Genomic DNA, 21,013 nt, shown 5'->3' with positions numbered 1-21,013 from the left:
GAGTAATTTCCGCCTTTATTAGTAAACCCATCTTTAGATCTATCATAAGGAAGTGAGTCGTAAAAATTAACTTGGTCAGTTTTCAAAAACAAATTTGCAGTAGTAGGAGGCACTTCCTTAAAGTTCTCCTTACTGATTTCGATAATCAAATTTATCTGTTGGAACATGAAGAGAATGCCCATTCACTACTACTGTATGTTTATCGCTCCATACAATTTTTGCTGTTTCTTCCCCTTCATTCCAATAAACGTTCTTTTTCTTACCCTTTTTATTAAAGACAAGTTCCCCGCGGATTGCATATGAAGTAGTTGCACCACCATTTGTCCGATAAGCTTTTAAGGTATAGGCCCCGTCTGGTGAAGTTTCTTCTGTAATATATTCTCCTTTTGGCAATCGATTCATATCATAAAAAGCCCAGTATACTCCATAGCCAATAATCCCAATAAAAAGAATAACACTGATAATAAACAGAAAGCCTTTATTTCTTTTGCTTAGATAAGTATTCAAATGATTTCCCCCCCACATTTAAAATAATCTAAATATTCTTTCCTTATTATATATTATTAATTATATAGAGATTTATAAAACCCTTCTTCCATCAAGATCCAATAAAATACAGGTGGCATTTCCTCCACCTGCTTTAGTCGTTGTATTAAGTATTAAGAACGTTTTTGTTTCTTTCTAGAAGAATCTTCCTTTGTTTTTCCTGTTTCCTTTGAAGTTGTTCCTTGACCTTCTTGCTGGCTAGAGCCTAAACCAATTGTCGATGGATCAGCTTTTCTGTTTGTCATTCTCTTCACCTCCACAGATTAGTGTTCCATGAATAAATGAAGTTATGTGAATCGTTGTATAAAGAATGAAAAACATACATTGTAACTTTAGATGCTGTTATTCGTATTACTTTATATAAGGATAAAGCAAACAACCGCAGTATAGAAAAAACTTCTATTAGTGATGCCCTTATAACCACTAATGGTTAGTTATATTTATCGACCTTCAAGTGTACATCCCATCCTTAGCTGACAGATTTTCTGCAGTTTGAGCTGGAAGGTATGCAAAAAAAAGAAAGGAGAAACGACTGTCATGAACAATCAGACAAACACTAATTCAATCATATCGGTAACATTGGGTATTTTATCGGTATTAATTCCCTTCATTGGTCTTATTTTAGGAATTATCAGCATTATTTTTTCAAGAAAAGCAGTAAATGAAATCAATAAAACGGACGAAAATGGGAGAGGCTTTGCGACAGCAGGTTTAATATGGGGCATAGTTGGAATAATCCTCCAACTATTAGTACTGTTAGGGATTATTGCGTTTTTATCACTAGCTACTTTTGGATAAACTATATGTTTTTGTGAGGCTCCCCCTTTATGGAGAGCCTTTTTAGAAAATCATATTGTTGTTGCTTCGGATAGTACCTACAATATTACTGACAACTTTTAAAAGCATTCTGCCATTTATATTATTTAAAAATATATTTCTAGAAAATAAGCGTAATTCTTGTTCCTTCCCCTAACTTGCTATCTACAAATATCTTTCCGCCATGTGCTTCGACAATCTGCTTAGCAATAGCTAATCCTAAGCCACTTCCTTTATGTGCTTCTCCTGTATTTGTTCCGCGATAGTAGCGAGAAAATAAATCCTCTAGTTCTCCTTCTTCAATGCCATTGCCATTATCCTCTATCCATACTTTAATCGTTTCTTTTTCTTGACCAATAAATACTTGAATAAAGGTATCGGGTGGATTATGAACGATGGCATTATAGATTAAATTCATTAATGCACGTTGTATCAAGGTTTTATCGCAGTTAAATAAAATTTGCTCGGTTTCTGTTGAAAAATCAAGATTGGTTTCCTCGTATAAAGGGTGATTCAAAATTTGGATAACGGACTCCCTTATGATATCCACCAAATTTGCTTCTGCCTTTTTCAAAAGAAAGACATTGCTTTTTAATTTATAGGTTAGATTCAAATCATCGATTAAATGCTCAATATAGACTGATTTATTCAGGATAATATCCACATATCGATTCTTTTCATTAGCATCTAGCTCGTAGTCTTGCAGCAGTTCCGAATAACCTTTAATGGAGTTTCTACCATGGAGCCAATGCGGCTTAGAATAGCGATGCGGTCATCCTTTATCGACTTATTAAATACCTTCACCTCTCCTTCTGTTTCTTTAATAAGTCCGAGCAGCATTCGAATCGTCGTCGACTTTCCAGCACCGTTTGGACCGAGAAATCCATAAATCCCTCCCTTTGGTACTAATAGATTCACCTGATCAACCGCTAAAAACTTTCCAAATTTCTTCGTTAAATTGCTTGTTTCAATAATATAATCTGACATGACTTTCTCCTCCATTTCTTTTCTTCCATTATTCTAGCCGCTCTATCTTAACTGTTCGTTTTCCATACCTTAACTGAACCTTAAAAATCTATAATTTTCTACCTGCACATAAATAGAACAAAAAATACAGTCTTTAAATTAAAGTTATTTTTTCATATAGTAGTTATCACACAGGAAGGCAACAGAAAAGGAGTAGTATAGATGAAAATAGAAGAACCAAAGATACCTGCGAACCTACCATCAAAGAATTTTCACGATATATTGTACGAGGAAGAATTAGAGTTAGAAGGATGCGAAGTTCATCACTCCATGTTTGAAGAAGAAGTATTAAATAAAGTACGGTTATCGAAAATGGTGCTGAAGAATTGTAAGTTTATGCATACTGATTTTTCCGGCATGGAATTAACAGACGTTATTTTTGAAAGCTGTGATTTCTCTAATGCGAAGCTCACTAGTTCTTCCATTCACAAATGCCAATTTACTAACTGCAAATTATTAGGGGTAGATTTTACAGACTCCCGTTTAAGAAATGTGCAGTTTACTGATTCCTTATTGAGACTAGCCGCTTTTGGAAGCTCCAAATTAGAGAAAGTTAGATTCCAAGACTCGCCTGTTGAATCTGCTGATTTTTATGATTGTCTCTTTAAAAAGATCGAATTTAAGAAATGTACAATGGACGGAGCAAATTTTGAAAGAACTTCCCTTAACGGTGTTGATATTAGTACCTCTACCTTCCAATCATTGCTTGTATCTCCACCAGATTTAAAAGGGTGTAAGGTTTCTACCTATCAAGCCATCCAATTTTCTGCTTTATTAGGCTTGGAGATTGTTGATTGATTGCATAAAAAAGTTCTAGCAAACCGTCCTATTTCGGTTTGCTAGAGCTTTTACTGTTTATCCCCAAAACTTCATATAATCTTTCCTTTTTTAACATACTAATGTTGAAAGATATCTTCTCCTCTTTCAAAAGGTTCTAAGGGATTTATTTAAAGGTGACACCCAATTTGTCTATTTATCGCCATAAAAGTTTTCTTTATGATATATGTGGTAATTTAGTAGAGAACACAAATTTAATGCCTGTTGCATACTCAATATAAATGAAAGTTTTTCATATGTAGACAGCCACTACAGTCAGGATTGCACATTGAAAGTCGTAGCAAAGCATCTCCAATATGATTATGCTTATCTTTCCAAGCTGTTTGTTCATATAACAAATATGACCTTTACCGAATACTTGACGCAGTATCAAATATCACAGGCGTGTTGTCAGTTAAAAAATCGGCAGCTGCCGATTGGCAAAATGCCATAAACTGTGGGTTACAATAATTTGCGATTCTTTCATCGCCATAAAAAAAGATTACTCACATTTCGCCTAGAAAATAGCGAGAACTCTCGTAAGATGTATAGAAAGCCGATATTATGTCCATTTTATAGATACAATGCTTAAAGGTGGGATTTCCATGGAAAACGCCTCCAAGAGATTGCAAATATTGATAGGCGACACGTTACAAATACTTGATCATATGAAAGTAGATGCTGACAAAGATCCTTTGCTTCAGCAAGTGAAGAATGATTTACAAGAACAGAAGAACAAAATGGATAACTTTCCAAAATCAAACGAAGAAATCATCAACACAGCCAGCTCAATGACACAAAGTCTTGATAGAATAAACAATATGGTTCAACAATTGGAAGCTAGCTTAATGGAGGACTATCAAGCATCAACAGGGGGCATTGATGAATATCAGCATATGTCCATTGATGAGCAAAGAGAACAGCCTGAAAGTTATCATGATAAAATTGATTACTTAAGTGCTGTAAAAATCCGCGAAAATATAAATCGAATGAATGAAGTACTACTAAACATTAGATCTTAATATTATTTAAGTAAAGGGGAGGGGAGATTCCATGCCTTTCGTTATAACTTCACCATGTATGCATGAACAAGCAGGAGATTGTGTAGATGTTTGTCCTGTTGATTGTATCGCAAAGGGAGAAGATCAATTCTATATTGATCCCGATATTTGTATTGACTGTGGTGCATGTGAAGCAGTATGTCCAGTTTCCGCCATTTATCATGAAGAAGAGGTACCACCAGAAGAACAGCCTTATATCCAGAAGGCTATCGATTTTTACAAATCATATGAAGGATAAGGAAAAACAAATCAACTTTTTTAGTTGATTTGTTTTTCTTTTTTTCGTTTAGGGATAGTATTGATTGGTTGCCTTATGCTATCCTTTTCAAAGTATGAAAAACCTTGCCAGAAATCTTCTGACAAGGTTCTTCCTTACATCTTAATTAGTGGTCAAGCACCTATCTAACGATATTAAAGAGCTTAAGCTCCCTCTTTCTCCACGTTAGCATCTATATCTTTTTTTAATTTATTTACTTTATCTTCAATTTCCGCTGGAATATACTTCGCTTTTTTCAAATATGTTTTACTTAATGAATAATCAGGAACTGCTTTAAAAGCATTGGCTAAAAAGTAAAAATTGACTTGGGCATCACTAGCAAGATGGATTGTTTCATCAACTATCTGTTGATATTCGCCTTTTTCCAACAGAGCAATAAATTTCTTATCTTCATCTGTTAATTCTTTTGCTTTTGTTTCTTGGTCTACATTCGTTTCTTTTTTCACTGGTTCCTCTTTTTTCTCTTCGGCTGAATTCCCGCATCCTGCAAGCAAGAATAGGAACGCGACCATAAATAGAGAAAGATATTTCATCTGAATCTCTCCTTATATGCATATAATATAATTACTATTTTATAAACCGTAAGTATTATGTAGCCTATCTAAACACTTGGTCAACATATGTTACCCTACTGTTATGTATTATTAGAAAAATTAGAATATTATTCAGTATTTAACCATAATAAATTCTAAACTCCACTAATGAAGATGCTTGACTGGAACATTTTAACATATAGTTTTCATTATATCAATATATTATGATTTGTTTATTAATTCTAAAAAATCTATCATTTTCAAAAATCGGATTGCTCTACTTTTTCTAAAATAGTCTATAAAAAAAGTGCTGAAGCCCAAAAGGGACAGCACTTTTTATCTAAGCAAAGATTATAATTCTTCGCCATTTGTCGCAATGACATTTTTGTACCAATCAAATGATTTTTTCTTCGTTCTTTTCAATGTTCCATTTCCATAATCATCTTGGTCTACATAGATAAAGCCATATCGTTTAGACATTTCAGAGGTGCTGGCAGAAATAAGATCAATACACCCCCAGCTTGTGTAGCCAATTAAGTCTACACCTTCTTTAATTGCTTCTTTCATCTGCTCGATATGTGCCCGCATATATTCAATACGATAATCATCATTAATAGAGCCATCTTCTTCTACTTTATCATGTGCACCTAATCCATTTTCAACGATAAATAAAGGTACTTGATATCGATCATACATTTTCTTTAGCGTAATACGCAATCCTTTCGGGTCGATTTGCCAGCCCCAATCGGATGATTCTAAGTATGGATTTTTCACTCCAGAGAAGAAGTTTCCTTTTTCTTTTTTCTTATCTGGTGCTCCACTTGCAACCATAGACATATAATAGCTAAAAGATAGGAAATCAACAGTATGCTGTAAAAGCAGCTCTTCATCCCCTGGAAGCATTTCAATCTGAATATTATTTTCCTCAAAGTAGTTCAGCATAAAGCTTGGATAATAACCGCGCACTTGAACATCTGTGAAAAATAAATTCTTCTGATCCTCTTCTAATGCTGCTAATACATCATCTGGATTACATGTTTCCGGATATACTTCCATACGTGCCAGCATACAGCCAATCTGTGCATCAGGAATAATCTCATGACATGCCTTCACTGCTCTAGAGCTTGCCACAAATTGATGATGTAAAGCTTGATAAATAGCTTGTTCTTTATTCTCTACCTCATCAATTAAAATTCCACTACCAATGTAAGGGGATAGGGTTGAGATATTAATTTCATTAAACGTTAACCAATACTTCACCTTGTCCTTATAGCGGTTAAAGACAGTTTCAGCATAATGAACAAAGAAATCTACTAATCGTCTATCTACCCAGCCATTATATTTTTGGACAAGGTTCAGTGGAATTTCATAATGGGATAGCGTCACCAACGGCTCAATTCCATATTTAGCCAACTCATCAAATACTCGATCATAAAAAGCTAAGCCCTCTTCATTTGGCACCAAGTCATCCCCATTCGGGAAAATACGCGGCCAAGAAATAGACAGACGGAATGTTTTGAAGCCCATCTCTGCAAAAAGAGCAATGTCTTCTTTATAGCGATGATAAAAATCAATCCCGCGACGTTTCGGAAAATTGTCTCCGCCTTTGCCAGCTAATAGTGCTTCTAATTCCGCTTTGCTCTTCACATCCATCTCGATATCATCGCCACGTTCTTCCTTTGGAACGAATGTGACCATATCAAAGATCGATAATCCTTTCCCGCCTTCATTATACGCACCTTCTAATTGATTGGCAGCTGTAGCTCCCCCCCATAAAAAGCCTTCAGGAAATCCGTTTTTCTTCATTATATGTTTCCTCCCTTTTCTAATCTCTACCTATAATGATACGCTTACAAAAAAGAAAAAACTGGTCTCTTTCAGACCAGTTAAAAAGAAGGATATCGTTTTTGATAGTGATAGATGAGAATATCAAACAAACGTAATAAGGTATAACTACTCACAGCACTATTATCAATTTTTCCACATTGTAAAATCTCATCAAATATATGTTCGTGCTTCTCGGAATCTGAAAAAGTAATTAGCAATTTCTTCCCGCTTGCTGCCTTAATTTTTTCTTTGATTGCTAACGCTTCTGTCAGGATGTTTCCTTCAATGGAAATGGTAATAATCATATCTTCTTCTGTCAAATGAGAGACTGTTTCCAATTGTTTAAAAAAATTCGTATTGCATTCACATAGCTTTCCGAGCAGAAATAATTGCTTTTGAAGCTCCATCGCTTGAATTTGATGTTTTTCAAATCCTAATATGACAATTCTTTTAGACTCATGAATCTTTTTTATGATACGGTCTAGTTGTACTCTGGAAATTCTTTCCATTATCTCGATATTTTCCTTTAGTTTTAATTCAAATGTTTCTGTAGTTAAGCTCTTTTCCCTTTCCTCATACATTCCCCCATGATAAGCAACACTACTGCGGAGATTCGAAAAGTTACGGAAGCCAATTCGCTTACAGAAACGATTAATTGTAGATGGGGCAACATTACATACTTCCGCAGCCATTTCTAAAGAATAGCCTTCTATATGATGAATATTTTCCAGGAAACTATTGGCGATGGAATAGTTAATATCTTTTTCTAAAGAATTATTTATGTACGCTAAAAGGGTATAAATTAATTGTTCCAAAATTTCCACCTCATGATGATCGTATCATATTATTGTAGGAATGGTTAGGAATTTGAAAGAATGATGAGTAAATGTTAGATTCCCACCTTTCAATAAAAATTCAAAATAATTTATTTTCTGTATATTTTATGAATATTCTTTTTCTATTATTTACTTTTTTTTCTAATTATTCTATATTTGCATTAATATACTAGAAAGGAGGAAATTCAAATGAAGAAAAAAAACTTTGAGATACCTACTCGTTCTAAAAACTGTAATGGAATTAATTGCGGTTAAATTTATTGGCCTTTTTGAAGATTCCCTCACAATGTTTTAGCCTAAGATGATTAAATATTTCTGTGAGAAATATCCTCATCTAACTTTTATGATGCAGACTAATGGCACAAATTTATTAAATCCAACTATTATGAATTTAATCTTAAAGTATAATTTTAAAGTTACTGTAAGTATAGATGGACCAAAAGAAATTCATGATAAGTATAGAAGAGATATTAAAAATAATCCAACGTATGAAAGAATACTAGATAATGTAAAAAAAATCCAAATGACAAATCCTGATAAAATTCTTTCCATTCAAGCAACTTATTCTCCTTCTACTAATAAGCTTTATTCAAAAAAAGAAATTGCTAAACAAATCTATCGTGACTTTGGTATACCAAATATAGCAGTTAATGATGTATGGGAAGTAGGAACGTCTAATTATGTTTATAATATAGTTAGAGAAGAAATTGAAGAAGACTTTGAAGAGTTTCTAAATGAACAATCTTATTTTATGAGAACTAACACTTCTGATATATTATCTTATTTCTTTTCGAAAGAAATAGATTGGTTTCACTTTTGTGAAGCTGGTTTGGAGTTACTATCTATCGATCCAAATGGAAACATTTGGCCATGCCATTTATTTGTTAATACCTCTGAAAAAATCACCAATATAGTTAACGAAGATATAAATTATGTCTGGAAAAAAATTATGAGTTATCCTGAAATATTTCATTCCAAAACGAAAGTACGAAAAGAGTGTGAGTTATGTATTGCTCGCTTCAGATGTGTCTTATGTAAAAGAACTAATGAAAATCCATATCAAGAGATTAGTTGTAAGAGTAAAAGGAAAGAAACAAAAATTGTTTTCGATTTAATCGCAAAACACCATGATAGAATAGAGGATATCGTTTCTAAATTAGATAGAATTCATAATATTATTTAATTTTCCTTTAACACCAAAATTCTTTTGTAAAGAATCAACTTAAAAGAAGGTGACTACTTGTCTAAAAATATAAATAAAAAATGGTTAATTATTTTTATCTTTTTGCTACCATTTGCAGCATTTGAAAATACCTTTAAAGCATTTGTTTTTAAAGAAGTTTTCGATTATTTTGAAGCCGCAAATAAACTTCCTCTTGTAAATTTAATTATCTTTACTATTGGCGGTTATTTCTTAATTATGATTAGTCAAACATTATATAACTTTACTGTACATCAGATAATTTTTATGAAGATTTCAGCCTTAAAACAAAAAATTTTTAAAATTTTTATTTATTCAGATAATTTACTTCAAGAGAAGAATACTGCATCTTATGTTTCATTCTTATTAAATGATTTAAAATTAATTCAAACCAACTATTATGACTCCTTATTAAAAATTATTCTAAACCTAATAATTTTTTTCATATCTATTAGTGCTATTTTCTTTCTTAATAGTACGATGGCTATTCTATTAATAGTAGTGTTTATTATTCCTAGTCTTATCCCACAATTATTTAAAAAAAGGATTGTTAATCAAACAGAAGACTGGACAAATAAAAATGAAATTTATACTGGAAAGGTAAAGGATGCTTTTACAGGTATAGACACTATTCGAGGATATGGTATGGAAAAGCGAATGATTGATGATCATATTACATATAATTCTACTGTTGAAAGAAGTTTTGCGACATTAAATAATTGGCGTGTACTTTCAGATAATATTGTAGGTTTTTTTGGGCTTTGTGGTTTTTTCTTTGTTAATCTATATGGAATAATCCTTGCCACTCGAGGGGTTATTACTATTGGAACAGTTCTAGCAATTATTCAGCTTTCTAATACTATTATTGCTCCAGCGCTTGATTCATTGGAAGAGTATAATAAGATATTAACTACCAAAAAAATTCGTGATAGAATTCAAAACTTTATTAAAAGCACACCCGATATACCTGCTAATCATCAAGCAATCTCTTTTAAAGATGCATTAACATGTGAGAATCTCACATACAAAATAGGAGATAAAATGATTCTTTCAGATTTAAACCTTGAAATAAAAAAAGGAAAAAAAATTCTTATTACCGGTCCTTCAGGTTCAGGAAAAAGTACCTTATTGAAAATACTTCAAAAGAGAATTCAAAATTATCAAGGTACTATAAAACTTGATGGCGTAAACTTTCTAGATGTTGATGCAATTTCTTTTTATAAAACAATATCCATGATTAATCAAAAACCGTTCTTATTTGATGATACGCTTCGAAATAATATAATACTCGGAGAAAATTACAGTGAAGCAGATATTATAAATGCCTGTTCTCGGGCTGGACTAACTGAAGTAATTTTTGATAAAGGGCTAGATTATAAAGTTGGAGAAGACGGAAAGAATTTGTCTGGGGGACAGAGACAGCGTATCGAAATAGCACGAGCATTTCTAAGAAATCGTGAAATTCTCCTTATGGATGAAGCAACATCCTCTTTAGATAGGGAAACTGCTAAGGAAATTGAACAAATAGTCTTACTAGATAAAGAACTAACTGTTGTTTCTGTTTCTCATCATTTTGAAAAAGAAAATTTATCTGTTTATGACGAACTTATTGTTTTGATAGATGGGAATATAGTAGAATTCGGCTCATTCGAACAACTTATGCACAGACCACATTCCTATGTGCATTTCTTAGCATGATTAGGAAGAAAATCAGAAATAAATATTTATTTAATTAAGGAAAAGAGAAAGGGCAATAATAATTTGCTCTTTTTTTTATTGATTTGAGAGCCCTTTCATCATCCTGCTTGACTTAAACCATAGTTTAAGCCGTATACTAATCTTGTCGACAATGATTGGAGATCTCCGAATGAAATAACAGTGATGCATCAGCTAAATTTAATATTCCTGAATCAACGATAAGATATTATAAAACACATGGATTACTTCCATTGCTAGAACGCGATGAAGCTGAAAGGCGATTATTTTCCGAAAAACAGATGGCACCATTCCGAACCATTATTTGTTTAAAAAATACGCATATATCTATAACAAGAATTAAACAATATATTGATTGGATTATCGAAGGAGACAGCACCATCCAGCTGCGCCTTGCCATGATGGAAAATCACAAACAAGATGTAATCGCTGAAATCTCGTTAATGAAGGAAGTCCCTAAAAGGAAGTGATGAGAAAATTTCACGATACTTGAAAAGATCGCGGAAAGAATATAGGAAGTAATTAAATAGAATATAAAATAATTGGAAAAGAGGAATCCCAATGAAGCTCTCTAATAACACCATTCTTATTACAGGCGGAAATGCCGGAATTGGCTTAGCTTTTGCAGAACGATTCATCGACGCAGGAAATACGGTGGTTGTTTGTGGCCGCAGGGAAGAAGCACTTCAACAGGCAAAAGAAAAATATCCTAGCTTGATTACATATGTGAGCGATCTCTCTGTAGAAGCTGAACGTGTTAAATTATTTGAGTGGGTAACAGCGCACTATCCAGAAGTGAATGTATTAGTAAACAACGCAGGTATTCAACAACGGTTTAATGTGCTAAAAGCGGACGCGAAGAATGATTGGAGCTATTTCAACAAAGAAATTACAATCAATATGGAAGCTGCTATTCAAATGTCTATGCTATTTGCACCTTATTTTTCAGAAAAAGAAAATGCGGCCATCATTAACGTAACATCAGGCTTAGCCTTTACGCCGATGGTTATTGCACCCATTTATTCAGCAACCAAAGCAGCCATGCATTCATTCACTGTCAGCTTAAGACATCAGCTTTCCGACACTTCTATAGAAGTAATTGAAGTTGCCCCTCCAGCTGTAAATACAGATTTAGGCGGTGCCGGGTTACATACAGCAGGAGAGCCATTAAACGAGTTTGCCGATGGAATATTTCAAGGGTTAAAAGAAGGAAAGCTAGAAATTGGCTATGGCAGCTCCGTAGATCGTTTGCGGATGTCTCGTGATGAAGTGGATAAGCATGTGGAGAATATGTATGAGGCGATGAAGAAGATGATTGAGTAAGAATGAGTTGGACAAAAAGCTCACCATAATCTTGGTGAGTTTTTTGTCTATCTAGTTAAATCCTCTATTCCGATCAACCAATGTTTACTTGAGTAACTTTATTTTCTCTTCCTATTGTGTTTCATCTTTTATAGTTTTTCTACAACAAGAGACTTTTCTTATTTAATATAAAACGGATATTTTATGTTTTTGTAAACCCTCTAGTTCTATTTTTGATAAGGGTTTGTCTACAATCATATAATTAATATCGGAGCAATTTAAGCTTTGATGTAAGTATTTCTGATTCAATTTATCATGTGTTACCATCAGAACAACTTCTTTTGCACCTTTTCTGAATGACTGCTTAATTAATGCTTCTCCCTCTGTTGTTTCTGTTGCACCTACAGAAAAATCAAAGCCACGACAAGAAACAAATGCCAGATCAACATTATAAGTTAGGGCATCATGATATGCCTTAGACCCATTAACTGTAAACCGCTTAGGAACAATCGAACCTCCTAGAATATTCACTTTTGCTGATGTGTACTCTGATAATAAACTAGCTGTAATAACTCCATTTGTAATCACTTGTAAGCCTTCAAACTTGTTTAATTGATGAACCAAATGTAATGCTGTACTGCTTGAATCAATAAATAGATTCATATCATTTTGAATCAATTCCTTTGCCAATTTTGCCATTCTTTCTTTCTCTTTATCATCATTAAACTTATCAACTTTCATTAAATAAGGAATATCTATCTTTCGGCGGTCAATAATCACGGCGCCGCCACGAGTTCTACGAATTAATCCTTGATTTTCCAATTCTATTAAATCACGCTTTATCGTTGCCTCACTATAATTTAATAACTCAACCAAATCAGTAGTTTTCATAAAATTTTCTACTTTTAAATGATTAACAATTTTATCTTGTCTTTCCTTTTGTATGGATGTTGTCATTCATATCCCTCCTTTCAATACCCCTATGTTTTACTATGAATCTAGTTAAAATGCATGAAAGGCATGGACATAATCGTCCACACCAATTAATGACATTTAATACAAATCAGCCTTATTTACAGTGTTCAAGATATTTAATTTATGACGTACAACTTCCTTTACCTTTTCATTCGGACGAATATACACTTGATTTGGTTCATACATGCCTGGATTATCTGCTAAAACTTGATGAACCTCATGAAAAAACACGCTCTTTAAATCAGAAGATAAATTTACCTTCCCTACTCCATATTTAATCGATTCAATGACTTCAGAATCAGGGTTGCCTGAACCACCGTGTAACACAAACGGAATATCTATTCGTTCATTTAATTCTTTTAATAATGGAATGTTGAGTTTTGGAATAACGTCTTTTGGATAAAGTCCATGGGCGGTTCCAATTGCAACAGCTAAAGTATCAATACCTGTTCGTTTAACAAAATCAACCGCTTGATCTGGTTCAGTATAGATAATTTTATTTGATCCACCTTCATAGGACCCATTATTTCCAATCGTTCCTAACTCTGCTTCAACTGAAACATTCACCTTATGCGCCAATTCTACCACAGCTCTTGTTATCTTCACATTTTCTTCGTAATCAGATAATGAAGCATCAATCATTACAGACGTATATCCATTTCTGATAGCTCGCATCACATCATCTATACTTCCTCCATGATCCATATGGATTACAACAGGAACTTTACTATATAATGCATATTCTCGAACAGCAGCAATAAACCGGTCTCCTAAATAAGCGATCTCATCTGGATGAATTTCAATAATTACTGGGGCATTCTGGACTTCTACTTCTTCCATAATAGATTTCAACATATCGAAACTACAAATATTAAACGCTGGTACCGCAAACTGATTTTCTTTCGCCACTTTTAGTAAATCTCTCATTGTATATAACATATTATGCAATCCCTTCTTTGTTTTCCAACTCACTAGATAGTTCTTGTTCCTTTTTAATTGGTGTTTTTTTTAGTAATCCTACCGTGACAGCTGTAACAACTGTACCTGCTACTAATGCAAGAAGATACATTGGTAGATTGTTAATGACGTTTGGAATAAACATAACCCATACTCCACCATGTGGTGCCATTGACGTCACTCCTGAAGCCATTGAAATAGAGGCAGCCACAGCAGATCCAGCCATTAGACTAGGAATCACCCTGATGGGATCAGCGACTGCAAAGGGAATTGCTCCTTCTGTAATATAAGAAGAACCTAAAATCCAACAGGACTTACCAGAAGTTCTTTCTTCCTCATTAAACTTTTGTTTAAATAATATAGTAGCAAGTGCTAATCCAAGTGGTGGTGTCATTCCTGCTATCATACATGCAGCAATTGGAGCATTTACACCTGCAGACATTAATCCAATAGAAAAAGTGGAAATTGATTTATTAATTGGGCCTCCCATATCTGCAGCCATCATTAATCCTATTAATAATCCAAACACAAGTCCTGAAGTTTCTCCTAATCCATTTAAAAAGTTAGTTAATGTATTTAATAACCAAGAAATAGGCGTATCAATTAAAAACACCATAGATAGACCGACAACAGTAATTGCTACTAGTGGTACAACAATGAGCTGATAGATAGCCTGAAACGATTTTTTTACATGGATTTTATTTGCTATTTTATCCGTAATATATCCCGCTAATATTCCGCCAATCATTCCACCTAAAAAACCCGAACCTCCAGCTGATGCTAATGTACCCGCTACTAATCCTGGTGCAAATCCTGCTCTTCCTGCAAATGAAACTGCGATTCCTGCAGCTAAGGCTGGGACCATGAGTGCAAAAGCAGTATCGCCACCTATTTTGGACAAAGCACCAGCCATTACATTGTATTGGTCACTGTTAGGATCCGATGCTTCAATACCAAAAGCAAAGCTTATTGCTATTAGAATTCCTCCAGCAATTACAAAGGGAAGCATATAGTTAACACCATTCATGAAATGGTTATACACACTCTTCTTATTCTGGAAATTCTGTGAGGCATTCTGGTTACTTTCTTGTTGATGAATATAAGTTCCCTTTCCATTAATAGCTTCTTCAATAACAAGATGAGGTTCCTTAATAGCTCTTGCTGTAGAAACTTTTTTTACTTTTTTTCCAACAAATCGATCCAATTCTACTATCTTATCAATAGCAAGTATTACTACATCTGCCTCTTCTATTTCAGCGGCCGAAAGCACATTCTCTGTCTTTACACCTTGTGTCTCGAATTTCGTTGCATAACCTTTTTCTAATGCAGTTCTTTGCAGTTTTTCTGCAGCCATATAGGTATGGGCAATTCCAGTTGGACAAGATGTGATGCCAACAATTTTCATAATGAGCTCCCTCCTTTATTCATTAATAAGCTTTGTATATCACTTGCATTGCTTGCTTGTTTTAATTCTAATTTAAAGTCATCATTCATTAGTTGCCTTGCTAAATAGCTAAGTATATCTAAATGAATATCACTTGCTTTTTCAGGCACCGCTAACATAAAAACACAATCAACTTGTGAACCATCTAGCGCAATATAATCTACTATTTTTCCTGTATGAGCGAAAACGATCACAGGACTTTTTACTGTTTTACTTTTTGCATGCGGTATGCCAAATCCATCTTCCATTCCAGTTGGAGACTCCTTCTCTCTTTTTTCTAAATCTTTTATAAAACGTTTCTTACTTGATATATAACCACTTTTTTCAAGAATAGTAGCTAGACGGGAAAACAAATCCTTTTTCAATTGAATCGTCGAATCAAACAAAATACAATTCGTATCTATCATGGATGAGATATCCATTGTCCCTCCTCCTTCGCTATAGGTAAGCGCTTACCTTTCAGAGATGATTCTATCACCATGCACCAATTAGTTCAATGAAATGAACGAAAGTTGACATTATGGCTTTTTTATATAGAAAATAGTCATTTAAATGATTTTTTTCGTTCATTTTTTCTTCACGATGATCATGTACTCACTACATTTTTTTATTAACGAATCTAAATAAACAATAAAATCGTGCCTTGCTAATGGTGTGATGAAACTTATTTAAAACGGAAAACAGCAATCAAGAAATTCCGATACAATTGTCACTGCTTCATCTCATTCACTGCACATAAAAAAGGCACCTTCTATTTGAAGGTGCCTCAGATTGAAGACAAAAGGCATTTGGGAAAGCTATATTTCCCAAATGCCTTTTTAATTTTTGATTTTCTTCTTAGAATCTATCTTAAAAATAAGTATAAATTGCCTATTATTCATATTTTTTATGCCATTTTTGGACTTCCCCAAGTCCAATTGGCTAATTTCTTAAGATTTATTGCAGCAAAAGTTAGCATCGCCTGCATGGACAATTTTTTAAGTCCCCGTAGGGTTGTCCATCGCATACCATGCTTTTCTTTTGCATCTGCAAAGACTCGTTCAATGGATTCTTTTCGACGTGCATATATTTCTTTTACTTCTTGTTTATGACGAAGGTGTTCGGCTTCTTCTAAATAGTCTTCCCAGATATGGCGTTGGATTAACTTTTGATGATTTTGACTCTGAGTACACTGTTTTAGTAAAGGACACTTTGAACACTTCAAGGGATTGGATTTGTACTGCCGATATCCTTCCTTCGTGGTTGTTGTGTATGATAATATCTCTCCTTGCGGACAGATATAGCAATTATAGTGCTCATCATAAACGTATTCATGTTTACGGATAAACCCTTCCTTTGTTTTTGGTCGAGTATAAGGAAGTGCAGGAGTGATGCCATTCTCTATTAGAAAATTACAAATCGCAGGAGTCTTATAGGCCGCGTCAGCAGCAATAGCTAAAGGTTTCTTTACTTTATCCATTATTTTTTCTACTAATGGTTGAAGTATATGACTATCATGAATGTTTCCAGGCGTTACAATGGATCCTAACACAAAACCATTTCGGTCAGTAGCAGCATGAAAAGAATAAGCAAACTGTTTTGTTCTTTCATCTTTTACGTAGTACCCACTTTCAGGGTCAGTAGTACTTTCCTTAATTTCCTTTATCTCTTCCTTTTCAAACTTTTCAGGTGGAAAAGGCTTCTTTCCGTTATCAATACGGTCTTGATTTAATTCAGCCTGAAGTTTCGCTTCATAAGCTCGAGTTTCTTTTCTCACTGTTTTCTTTTCAAATTTACGTTTATTAGCACTAGCTTTAACATGAGTTGAATCAATAAATACATGATCTGCGCTCAATAAACCTTTATCTGTAATCTCTTTTAGAATCCGATAAAAGATTTGTTCAAATAAATCCGTTTCTTTAAAACGACGCTCATAATTCTTACCAAAGGTAGAGAAATGAGGAACTTCTGTATAAAAACCGAATCCCAAGAACCAGCGATATGCCACGTTTGTTTCAATTTCTTTAATGGTTTGCCTCATAGAACGAATACCAAATACATATTGAATAAATGTCATTTTAATCAATACAACAGGATCAATACTCGGACGACCTAGTGTTGAATAGAGTTTTTCAACCAATGGATAAATGAAGGAGAAATCAATAGCAGATTCAATTTTACGCACAAAATGATCTTGTGGTACTAATTGGTCAATTGCGATAACTTCTAACTGATCTCTTTCAGTATTATTGTTTCTTGTCATCATTATCCATCACCTCTAAAATTTCTATTAATAAATATTTTAAATAAAAAAAGACTGTATGCAAACTCGATTTTATCGAGTTTGTCTACAGTCTGAGGCACCTTCTATTTGAAGGTGCCTTTTTTATGAAAACATATTAATTATGCGTAATATGCTTAGGTGTATTCATCTTTACCGCTGATTTACGAACCAATATATAGTAAGACAAAAATGCTAGTAAGCTTGATGCGAAAATAATAACTCCCATCGGCACAGCGGTATGTTCTCCGCCGATTCCTACTAGTGGTGCTGTTAAAGAGCCTAATAAGAAAGGTAATAGTCCTAGTAATGCAGATGCACTTCCCGCCATATGCCCTTTTGTTTCCATTGCCAATGAAAAAGACGAGGTTCCAATAATACTAATAGAGGTAACGAAAAGAAAAATAGGGATCGCTACCGCCACTAATGGTGCATGCACTAAAATAGCAATTACTAATAAAATCGATGCGGACATGGATAGAGCTAAACCACTCTTCAAGAATGTTTTCTCTGAAAATCTCGATAATCGTCCAACAATTTGCGTTCCGATAATTAAGCCAACCCCGTTTACTCCAAACAATAAACTAAATACTTGTGGGGAAACGCCATAAATATTTTGGTAGACAAAAGAAATACCAGAAACATAGGCAAAGATTCCTGCCGTTGTGAAACCTTGTGTAAAGGCATAGCCGGCAAATTCACGGTCTTTCAGTAAAGAACCGAAATTCGAGACTACTTTTTTAATATTGCTTGGTACACGTTTTTCCACTGGTAATGTTTCTTCCAATTTAAAAGCAACGACTAAAGTCAAAATAATTCCAACACAGGTTAATACAAGAAAAACTACTTTCCAACTCGCGAAAGAAAGAATAGCTCCGCCTATAATTGGTGCCACAATTGGACCGAGGTTTCCGATTAACATTAATGTTGCGAAAAACTTCGTCAGCTCTCTTCCACTGTAAAGATCACGAACGACTGCTCTTGAAATAACAAGACCTCCTGCTGCTGCAAAGCCTTGGATAAAGCGAGCACCTATCAGCATATAAATATTTGGTGCGATTGCACATATTAACGAAGATAGTAAATATAAGCCAAGAAATGTAAGCAACGGTTTGCGACGTCCTTGGACATCACTCATTGGTCCAATAATTAACTGCCCGAAAGCAAGCCCTAACAAGCATGTTGTCAAACTAACTTGAACTAAGGATGCATTCGTATGAAACTGCTCTACAATAGTTGGAAATGCCGGCAGATATGTGTCTATTGTAAATGGACCTAATAGGGAAAGAGATCCCAATAGAAAAGCAATTTGTAATCGTTTCGTTTTGGTTAATGAATTCAACTTTTCATCGCCTTTCAATATGAAATATTTATTATTTATTTGAATAATGACCTGAAAAAAATGCTTCTTTCAAAGAAGGAAGCATACTTAAATATTGTATTATGAAACATGGAATATTTCACTAATTAAGCTCACTTTTTTAAAATAAGTATTTTTTATAATAAAGTACTGTCATTTATTCATATGAAGGATGGTGTATTTTATATCTAAAAATTATCTTCTTGCCCAATTTTTCAAATTGCTGTTTTCCGGTTTAAACGTAGATTATTTGCAGCTAAAATAGATAGCCATTTCATTTGCCTTTTCCATTCTTCTTGAGCTTGTAATATCGATATAGGATGGAATTTAATTGTATCACCAGGCTTTTTCTGAGCTACTAGGGGAATATCTGTGCCTATGACCATGCCGATTTTTGTATAACCACCAGACATTTGGCAATCTGCCATCAAGATAATGGGCTTACCATTTGCAGGGACTTGAATTGTTCCTGGTGCTGCAAATTCACTAAGTATATCTGCAGACTTCTTATGTACTAGCGGATCTCCATCAAGACGGTATCCCATTCGATCTGATTGACTGGTCACTTGATATAACCTTTTTACAAATAGCTCCTTTGACTCTCCTTCAAATTCCCTATTATGCGGTCCCCATACAAATCTAACCACATCATTTGAAAAATTCGGAATATAACAGTCAGGGATTCTCCGATTTTTTACTAGGTTCATCCACTTAGGATTAAACGGTCCTATTGGAATGTAATCATTGCTTTGAAGGGCTCTTCCTTCCATCCCTCCATATCTTCCGCGAATAAAAGTTGATTTACTTCCCATTACTTCTGGAACATTAATCCCGCCAAGGATAGCAAGATAGCTGCGACAGCCATTTTTCCCTTTTCCAAACTTCAAAACAGCTCCACCCTCGATATGGATCGCTTTCCACATAGGGATCGCTTTTCCATTTAATGTTGGTGATAAATCTGCCCCAGTAATCGCAATAATCCCTTCTCCTTCGAAAAGTATTTCTGGTCCTAATAATGTTATTTCTAAAGCAGCATAGTCAGGTGGATTGCCGACGATAATATTAGCTAGCTTCAAGGAAAGAGGGTCCATTGCACCAGAGACTGAAACACCAAATGACTGATAAGACGGTCTCCCCAAATCTTGGATGGTTGTTAATAAGCCTGGTTTTAAACACTTTATATATTCCATAATTGATCCCACTCTTTTTGTACTTGGCTGTTCCATTTATGGGCGACTTCAGCTGAAATAGGCTCATACTTAACATAATCTCCTGCCGTTATAAAGTTAGGAGGATTCTTTGTTTCATCAAAAATATCCATTGGTGTCCATCCAACTATATGCCATCCTCCTGGAGATTCGACTGTATAAATAGAAGTCATTTGGTTAGCGATAGCAACCGCACCTTTGGGGACTTTAACTCTTGGATTAGAGTTTCTGGGAACAGCAATTCGTTCATCTAGATTCCCCATATATGGCAAGCCTGCAATAAATCCAATCATATAGACATAATAAGCATTTGAAGTTATTATTTCGACGATTTCCTCTTCACTAAAGCCCAATTTCTTTGCTAACTCAGATAAATCAAGACCATACTGTTCATCAAAAACGACTGGAATATGAACCATCCGTGATTCTTTCTCTCGCCCGCTAACTTCTGTAAAATCAATACGGATAAGCTTATCTTTTAATTGCTCAAAATTTATTAGTAGCGGATCATATAAAATCGAGAAATTGCACATACCTTTAACAATATCTTTAACACCTCGAATTTTTAAAGACTTGATCACCTCAGCAAAACGCTGCACTATTTGATTCTGTTCGATTGATAATATTTCCTCAAACTGGACGATTAAAATCTGTTCTCCCATTGGCAGAAATTCTATCTTTCTATTGGTTTTCGGGGGTATTAGTTCCAATGAACTCACCTCTTATCACTAAGCTTATATTCTAAATGGGACTCTCCTCATTTTCTCTTAACTTTATATGGGATATGATAAACTTCTATTTATTGTTTGTAAATACAACTGTGTTAATTTTTAAAATATTCAAATAAAGTAA

At 34.2% G+C, this 21,013-nt stretch carries 23 protein-coding genes and 1 pseudogene; 9 read left to right on the top strand and 15 right to left on the bottom strand.

All coding sequences use genetic code 11. The annotated features are described in order from the left end of the window. Window positions 1-129: 129 nt before the first annotated feature. Window positions 130-507, bottom strand: coding sequence for a DUF5412 domain-containing protein (locus NST77_RS01185; protein ID WP_123259006.1), 378 nt, complete (start codon window positions 505-507; stop codon window positions 130-132). A 152-nt stretch (window positions 508-659) separates the two neighbouring features. Then, window positions 660-791 (bottom strand): YuzL family protein, encoded by a 132-nt coding sequence (locus tag NST77_RS01180; protein WP_341122670.1) that lies wholly within the window; start codon window positions 789-791, stop codon window positions 660-662. Between the two features lie 292 nt (window positions 792-1,083). Between NST77_RS01180 and NST77_RS01175 the strand changes: the two genes are divergently transcribed. Continuing rightward, window positions 1,084-1,344, top strand: coding sequence for a DUF4190 domain-containing protein (locus NST77_RS01175; protein WP_095334118.1), 261 nt, complete (start codon window positions 1,084-1,086; stop codon window positions 1,342-1,344). Between the two features lie 139 nt (window positions 1,345-1,483). Here the strand turns inward: NST77_RS01175 and NST77_RS01170 are convergent, their stop codons facing one another. Continuing rightward, a complete protein-coding gene (locus NST77_RS01170) occupies window positions 1,484-2,026 on the bottom strand; it encodes a sensor histidine kinase (protein ID WP_172859182.1) in 543 nt (180 codons plus the stop codon). A gap of 62 nt (window positions 2,027-2,088) precedes the next feature. Then, window positions 2,089-2,349 (bottom strand): annotated as a pseudogene (locus NST77_RS01165) (ATP-binding cassette domain-containing protein); the annotation flags it as partial. A gap of 201 nt (window positions 2,350-2,550) precedes the next feature. Between NST77_RS01165 and NST77_RS01160 the strand changes: the two are divergent. The 4 genes from NST77_RS01160 (at window position 2,551) to NST77_RS01145 (ending at window position 4,503) form a co-directional block, all read left to right on the top strand. Continuing rightward, the gene (locus tag NST77_RS01160) at window positions 2,551-3,186 is read left to right on the top strand and encodes a pentapeptide repeat-containing protein (protein ID WP_095334122.1); all 636 of its coding nucleotides are present in this window, start codon (window positions 2,551-2,553) and stop codon (window positions 3,184-3,186) included. A 307-nt stretch (window positions 3,187-3,493) separates the two neighbouring features. Further along, window positions 3,494-3,658, top strand: coding sequence for a helix-turn-helix transcriptional regulator (locus tag NST77_RS01155; RefSeq protein WP_163188450.1), 165 nt, complete (start codon window positions 3,494-3,496; stop codon window positions 3,656-3,658). Window positions 3,659-3,809: 151 nt separating this feature from the next. Continuing rightward, window positions 3,810-4,226 carry a hypothetical protein gene (locus NST77_RS01150; protein ID WP_123258999.1) on the top strand — a complete coding sequence of 139 codons (417 nt, stop codon included), beginning with the start codon at window positions 3,810-3,812 and terminating at the stop codon, window positions 4,224-4,226. Window positions 4,227-4,257: 31 nt separating this feature from the next. After that, a complete protein-coding gene (locus NST77_RS01145; RefSeq protein WP_047943252.1) occupies window positions 4,258-4,503 on the top strand; it encodes an indolepyruvate ferredoxin oxidoreductase subunit alpha in 246 nt (81 codons plus the stop codon). Between the two features lie 182 nt (window positions 4,504-4,685). Here the strand turns inward: NST77_RS01145 and NST77_RS01140 are convergent, their stop codons facing one another. The 3 genes from NST77_RS01140 to NST77_RS01130 all read right to left on the bottom strand — a co-directional run bounded on the left by NST77_RS01140 (window position 4,686) and on the right by NST77_RS01130 (window position 7,717). After that, complete coding sequence (locus NST77_RS01140) at window positions 4,686-5,075, bottom strand: hypothetical protein (protein ID WP_341122668.1); 390 nt, start codon at window positions 5,073-5,075, stop codon at window positions 4,686-4,688. 351 nt (window positions 5,076-5,426) lie between these two features. After that, entirely contained in the window at window positions 5,427-6,881 is a 1,455-nt protein-coding gene (locus NST77_RS01135; RefSeq protein WP_095334130.1) for a glycoside hydrolase family 1 protein, read from the bottom strand. A gap of 80 nt (window positions 6,882-6,961) precedes the next feature. Next, window positions 6,962-7,717 carry a MurR/RpiR family transcriptional regulator gene (locus tag NST77_RS01130; RefSeq protein WP_164463934.1) on the bottom strand — a complete coding sequence of 252 codons (756 nt, stop codon included), beginning with the start codon at window positions 7,715-7,717 and terminating at the stop codon, window positions 6,962-6,964. 322 nt (window positions 7,718-8,039) lie between these two features. On the opposite strand from NST77_RS01130, the gene NST77_RS01125 reads away from it, so the two are divergent. The 4 genes from NST77_RS01125 (at window position 8,040) to NST77_RS01110 (ending at window position 11,978) form a co-directional block, all read left to right on the top strand. After that, on the top strand, window positions 8,040-8,921 hold the full coding sequence (locus tag NST77_RS01125; protein ID WP_095334138.1) for a radical SAM protein: 882 nt from the start codon (window positions 8,040-8,042) through the stop codon (window positions 8,919-8,921). A gap of 57 nt (window positions 8,922-8,978) precedes the next feature. After that, entirely contained in the window at window positions 8,979-10,637 is a 1,659-nt protein-coding gene (locus NST77_RS01120; RefSeq protein ID WP_163188456.1) for an ABC transporter ATP-binding protein, read from the top strand. A 203-nt stretch (window positions 10,638-10,840) separates the two neighbouring features. Further along, window positions 10,841-11,125 (top strand): MerR family transcriptional regulator, encoded by a 285-nt coding sequence (locus NST77_RS01115; protein WP_163188474.1) that lies wholly within the window; start codon window positions 10,841-10,843, stop codon window positions 11,123-11,125. A gap of 91 nt (window positions 11,126-11,216) precedes the next feature. Continuing rightward, the gene (locus NST77_RS01110; RefSeq protein WP_095334144.1) at window positions 11,217-11,978 is read left to right on the top strand and encodes an SDR family oxidoreductase; all 762 of its coding nucleotides are present in this window, start codon (window positions 11,217-11,219) and stop codon (window positions 11,976-11,978) included. A 162-nt stretch (window positions 11,979-12,140) separates the two neighbouring features. On the opposite strand, the gene NST77_RS01105 is transcribed toward NST77_RS01110, so the two are convergent. From NST77_RS01105 to pxpB, 8 genes are all read right to left on the bottom strand, one after another. After that, window positions 12,141-12,914, bottom strand: a complete 774-nt coding sequence (locus tag NST77_RS01105) for a DeoR/GlpR family DNA-binding transcription regulator (protein WP_095334146.1) — start codon at window positions 12,912-12,914, stop codon at window positions 12,141-12,143. Window positions 12,915-13,010: 96 nt separating this feature from the next. After that, window positions 13,011-13,871, bottom strand: a complete 861-nt coding sequence (locus NST77_RS01100) for a ketose-bisphosphate aldolase (RefSeq protein ID WP_163188458.1) — start codon at window positions 13,869-13,871, stop codon at window positions 13,011-13,013. A 1-nt stretch (window position 13,872) separates the two neighbouring features. After that, window positions 13,873-15,294, bottom strand: a complete 1,422-nt coding sequence (locus tag NST77_RS01095) for a PTS fructose transporter subunit IIC (protein ID WP_163188460.1) — start codon at window positions 15,292-15,294, stop codon at window positions 13,873-13,875. Beyond that, entirely contained in the window at window positions 15,291-15,755 is a 465-nt protein-coding gene (locus NST77_RS01090) for a PTS sugar transporter subunit IIA (RefSeq protein ID WP_061799987.1), read from the bottom strand. Before NST77_RS01090 ends, NST77_RS01095 begins: the two co-directional genes overlap by 4 nt. 464 nt (window positions 15,756-16,219) lie before the next feature. Continuing rightward, a complete protein-coding gene (locus tag NST77_RS01085) occupies window positions 16,220-17,578 on the bottom strand; it encodes an IS1182 family transposase (protein ID WP_341122667.1) in 1,359 nt (452 codons plus the stop codon). 133 nt (window positions 17,579-17,711) lie between these two features. Further along, window positions 17,712-18,935, bottom strand: a complete 1,224-nt coding sequence (locus tag NST77_RS01080) for a Bcr/CflA family multidrug efflux MFS transporter (protein WP_095334152.1) — start codon at window positions 18,933-18,935, stop codon at window positions 17,712-17,714. A 233-nt stretch (window positions 18,936-19,168) separates the two neighbouring features. After that, complete coding sequence (locus NST77_RS01075; RefSeq protein WP_341122666.1) at window positions 19,169-20,143, bottom strand: 5-oxoprolinase subunit C family protein; 975 nt, start codon at window positions 20,141-20,143, stop codon at window positions 19,169-19,171. Further along, window positions 20,131-20,823 carry a 5-oxoprolinase subunit PxpB gene (gene pxpB, locus NST77_RS01070; protein ID WP_095334163.1) on the bottom strand — a complete coding sequence of 231 codons (693 nt, stop codon included), beginning with the start codon at window positions 20,821-20,823 and terminating at the stop codon, window positions 20,131-20,133. Before pxpB ends, NST77_RS01075 begins: the two co-directional genes overlap by 13 nt. Window positions 20,824-21,013: the final 190 nt, after the last annotated feature.

The sequence above is a fragment of the Niallia sp. FSL W8-0177 genome (genome assembly GCF_038006285.1).
Lineage (GTDB): Bacteria > Bacillota > Bacilli > Bacillales > Cytobacillaceae > Niallia > Niallia circulans_A.
This window is presented reverse-complemented; position numbering and strand designations above follow the sequence as displayed.

Coding starts and splice junctions, on each gene's coding strand:
- NST77_RS01180 (WP_341122670.1), bottom strand. CDS start 791: ATGACAAACAGAAAAGCTGATCCATCGACAATTGGTTTAGGCTCTAGC.
- NST77_RS01175 (WP_095334118.1), top strand. CDS start 1,084: ATGAACAATCAGACAAACACTAATTCAATCATATCGGTAACATTGGGT.
- NST77_RS01160 (WP_095334122.1), top strand. CDS start 2,551: ATGAAAATAGAAGAACCAAAGATACCTGCGAACCTACCATCAAAGAAT.
- NST77_RS01150 (WP_123258999.1), top strand. CDS start 3,810: ATGGAAAACGCCTCCAAGAGATTGCAAATATTGATAGGCGACACGTTA.
- NST77_RS01145 (WP_047943252.1), top strand. CDS start 4,258: ATGCCTTTCGTTATAACTTCACCATGTATGCATGAACAAGCAGGAGAT.
- NST77_RS01140 (WP_341122668.1), bottom strand. CDS start 5,075: ATGAAATATCTTTCTCTATTTATGGTCGCGTTCCTATTCTTGCTTGCA.
- NST77_RS01135 (WP_095334130.1), bottom strand. CDS start 6,881: ATGAAGAAAAACGGATTTCCTGAAGGCTTTTTATGGGGGGGAGCTACA.
- NST77_RS01125 (WP_095334138.1), top strand. CDS start 8,040: ATGATTAAATATTTCTGTGAGAAATATCCTCATCTAACTTTTATGATG.
- NST77_RS01110 (WP_095334144.1), top strand. CDS start 11,217: ATGAAGCTCTCTAATAACACCATTCTTATTACAGGCGGAAATGCCGGA.
- NST77_RS01105 (WP_095334146.1), bottom strand. CDS start 12,914: ATGACAACATCCATACAAAAGGAAAGACAAGATAAAATTGTTAATCAT.
- NST77_RS01100 (WP_163188458.1), bottom strand. CDS start 13,871: ATGTTATATACAATGAGAGATTTACTAAAAGTGGCGAAAGAAAATCAG.
- NST77_RS01095 (WP_163188460.1), bottom strand. CDS start 15,294: ATGAAAATTGTTGGCATCACATCTTGTCCAACTGGAATTGCCCATACC.
- NST77_RS01090 (WP_061799987.1), bottom strand. CDS start 15,755: ATGGATATCTCATCCATGATAGATACGAATTGTATTTTGTTTGATTCG.
- NST77_RS01085 (WP_341122667.1), bottom strand. CDS start 17,578: ATGATGACAAGAAACAATAATACTGAAAGAGATCAGTTAGAAGTTATC.
- NST77_RS01075 (WP_341122666.1), bottom strand. CDS start 20,143: ATGGAATATATAAAGTGTTTAAAACCAGGCTTATTAACAACCATCCAA.
- pxpB (WP_095334163.1), bottom strand. CDS start 20,823: ATGGGAGAACAGATTTTAATCGTCCAGTTTGAGGAAATATTATCAATC.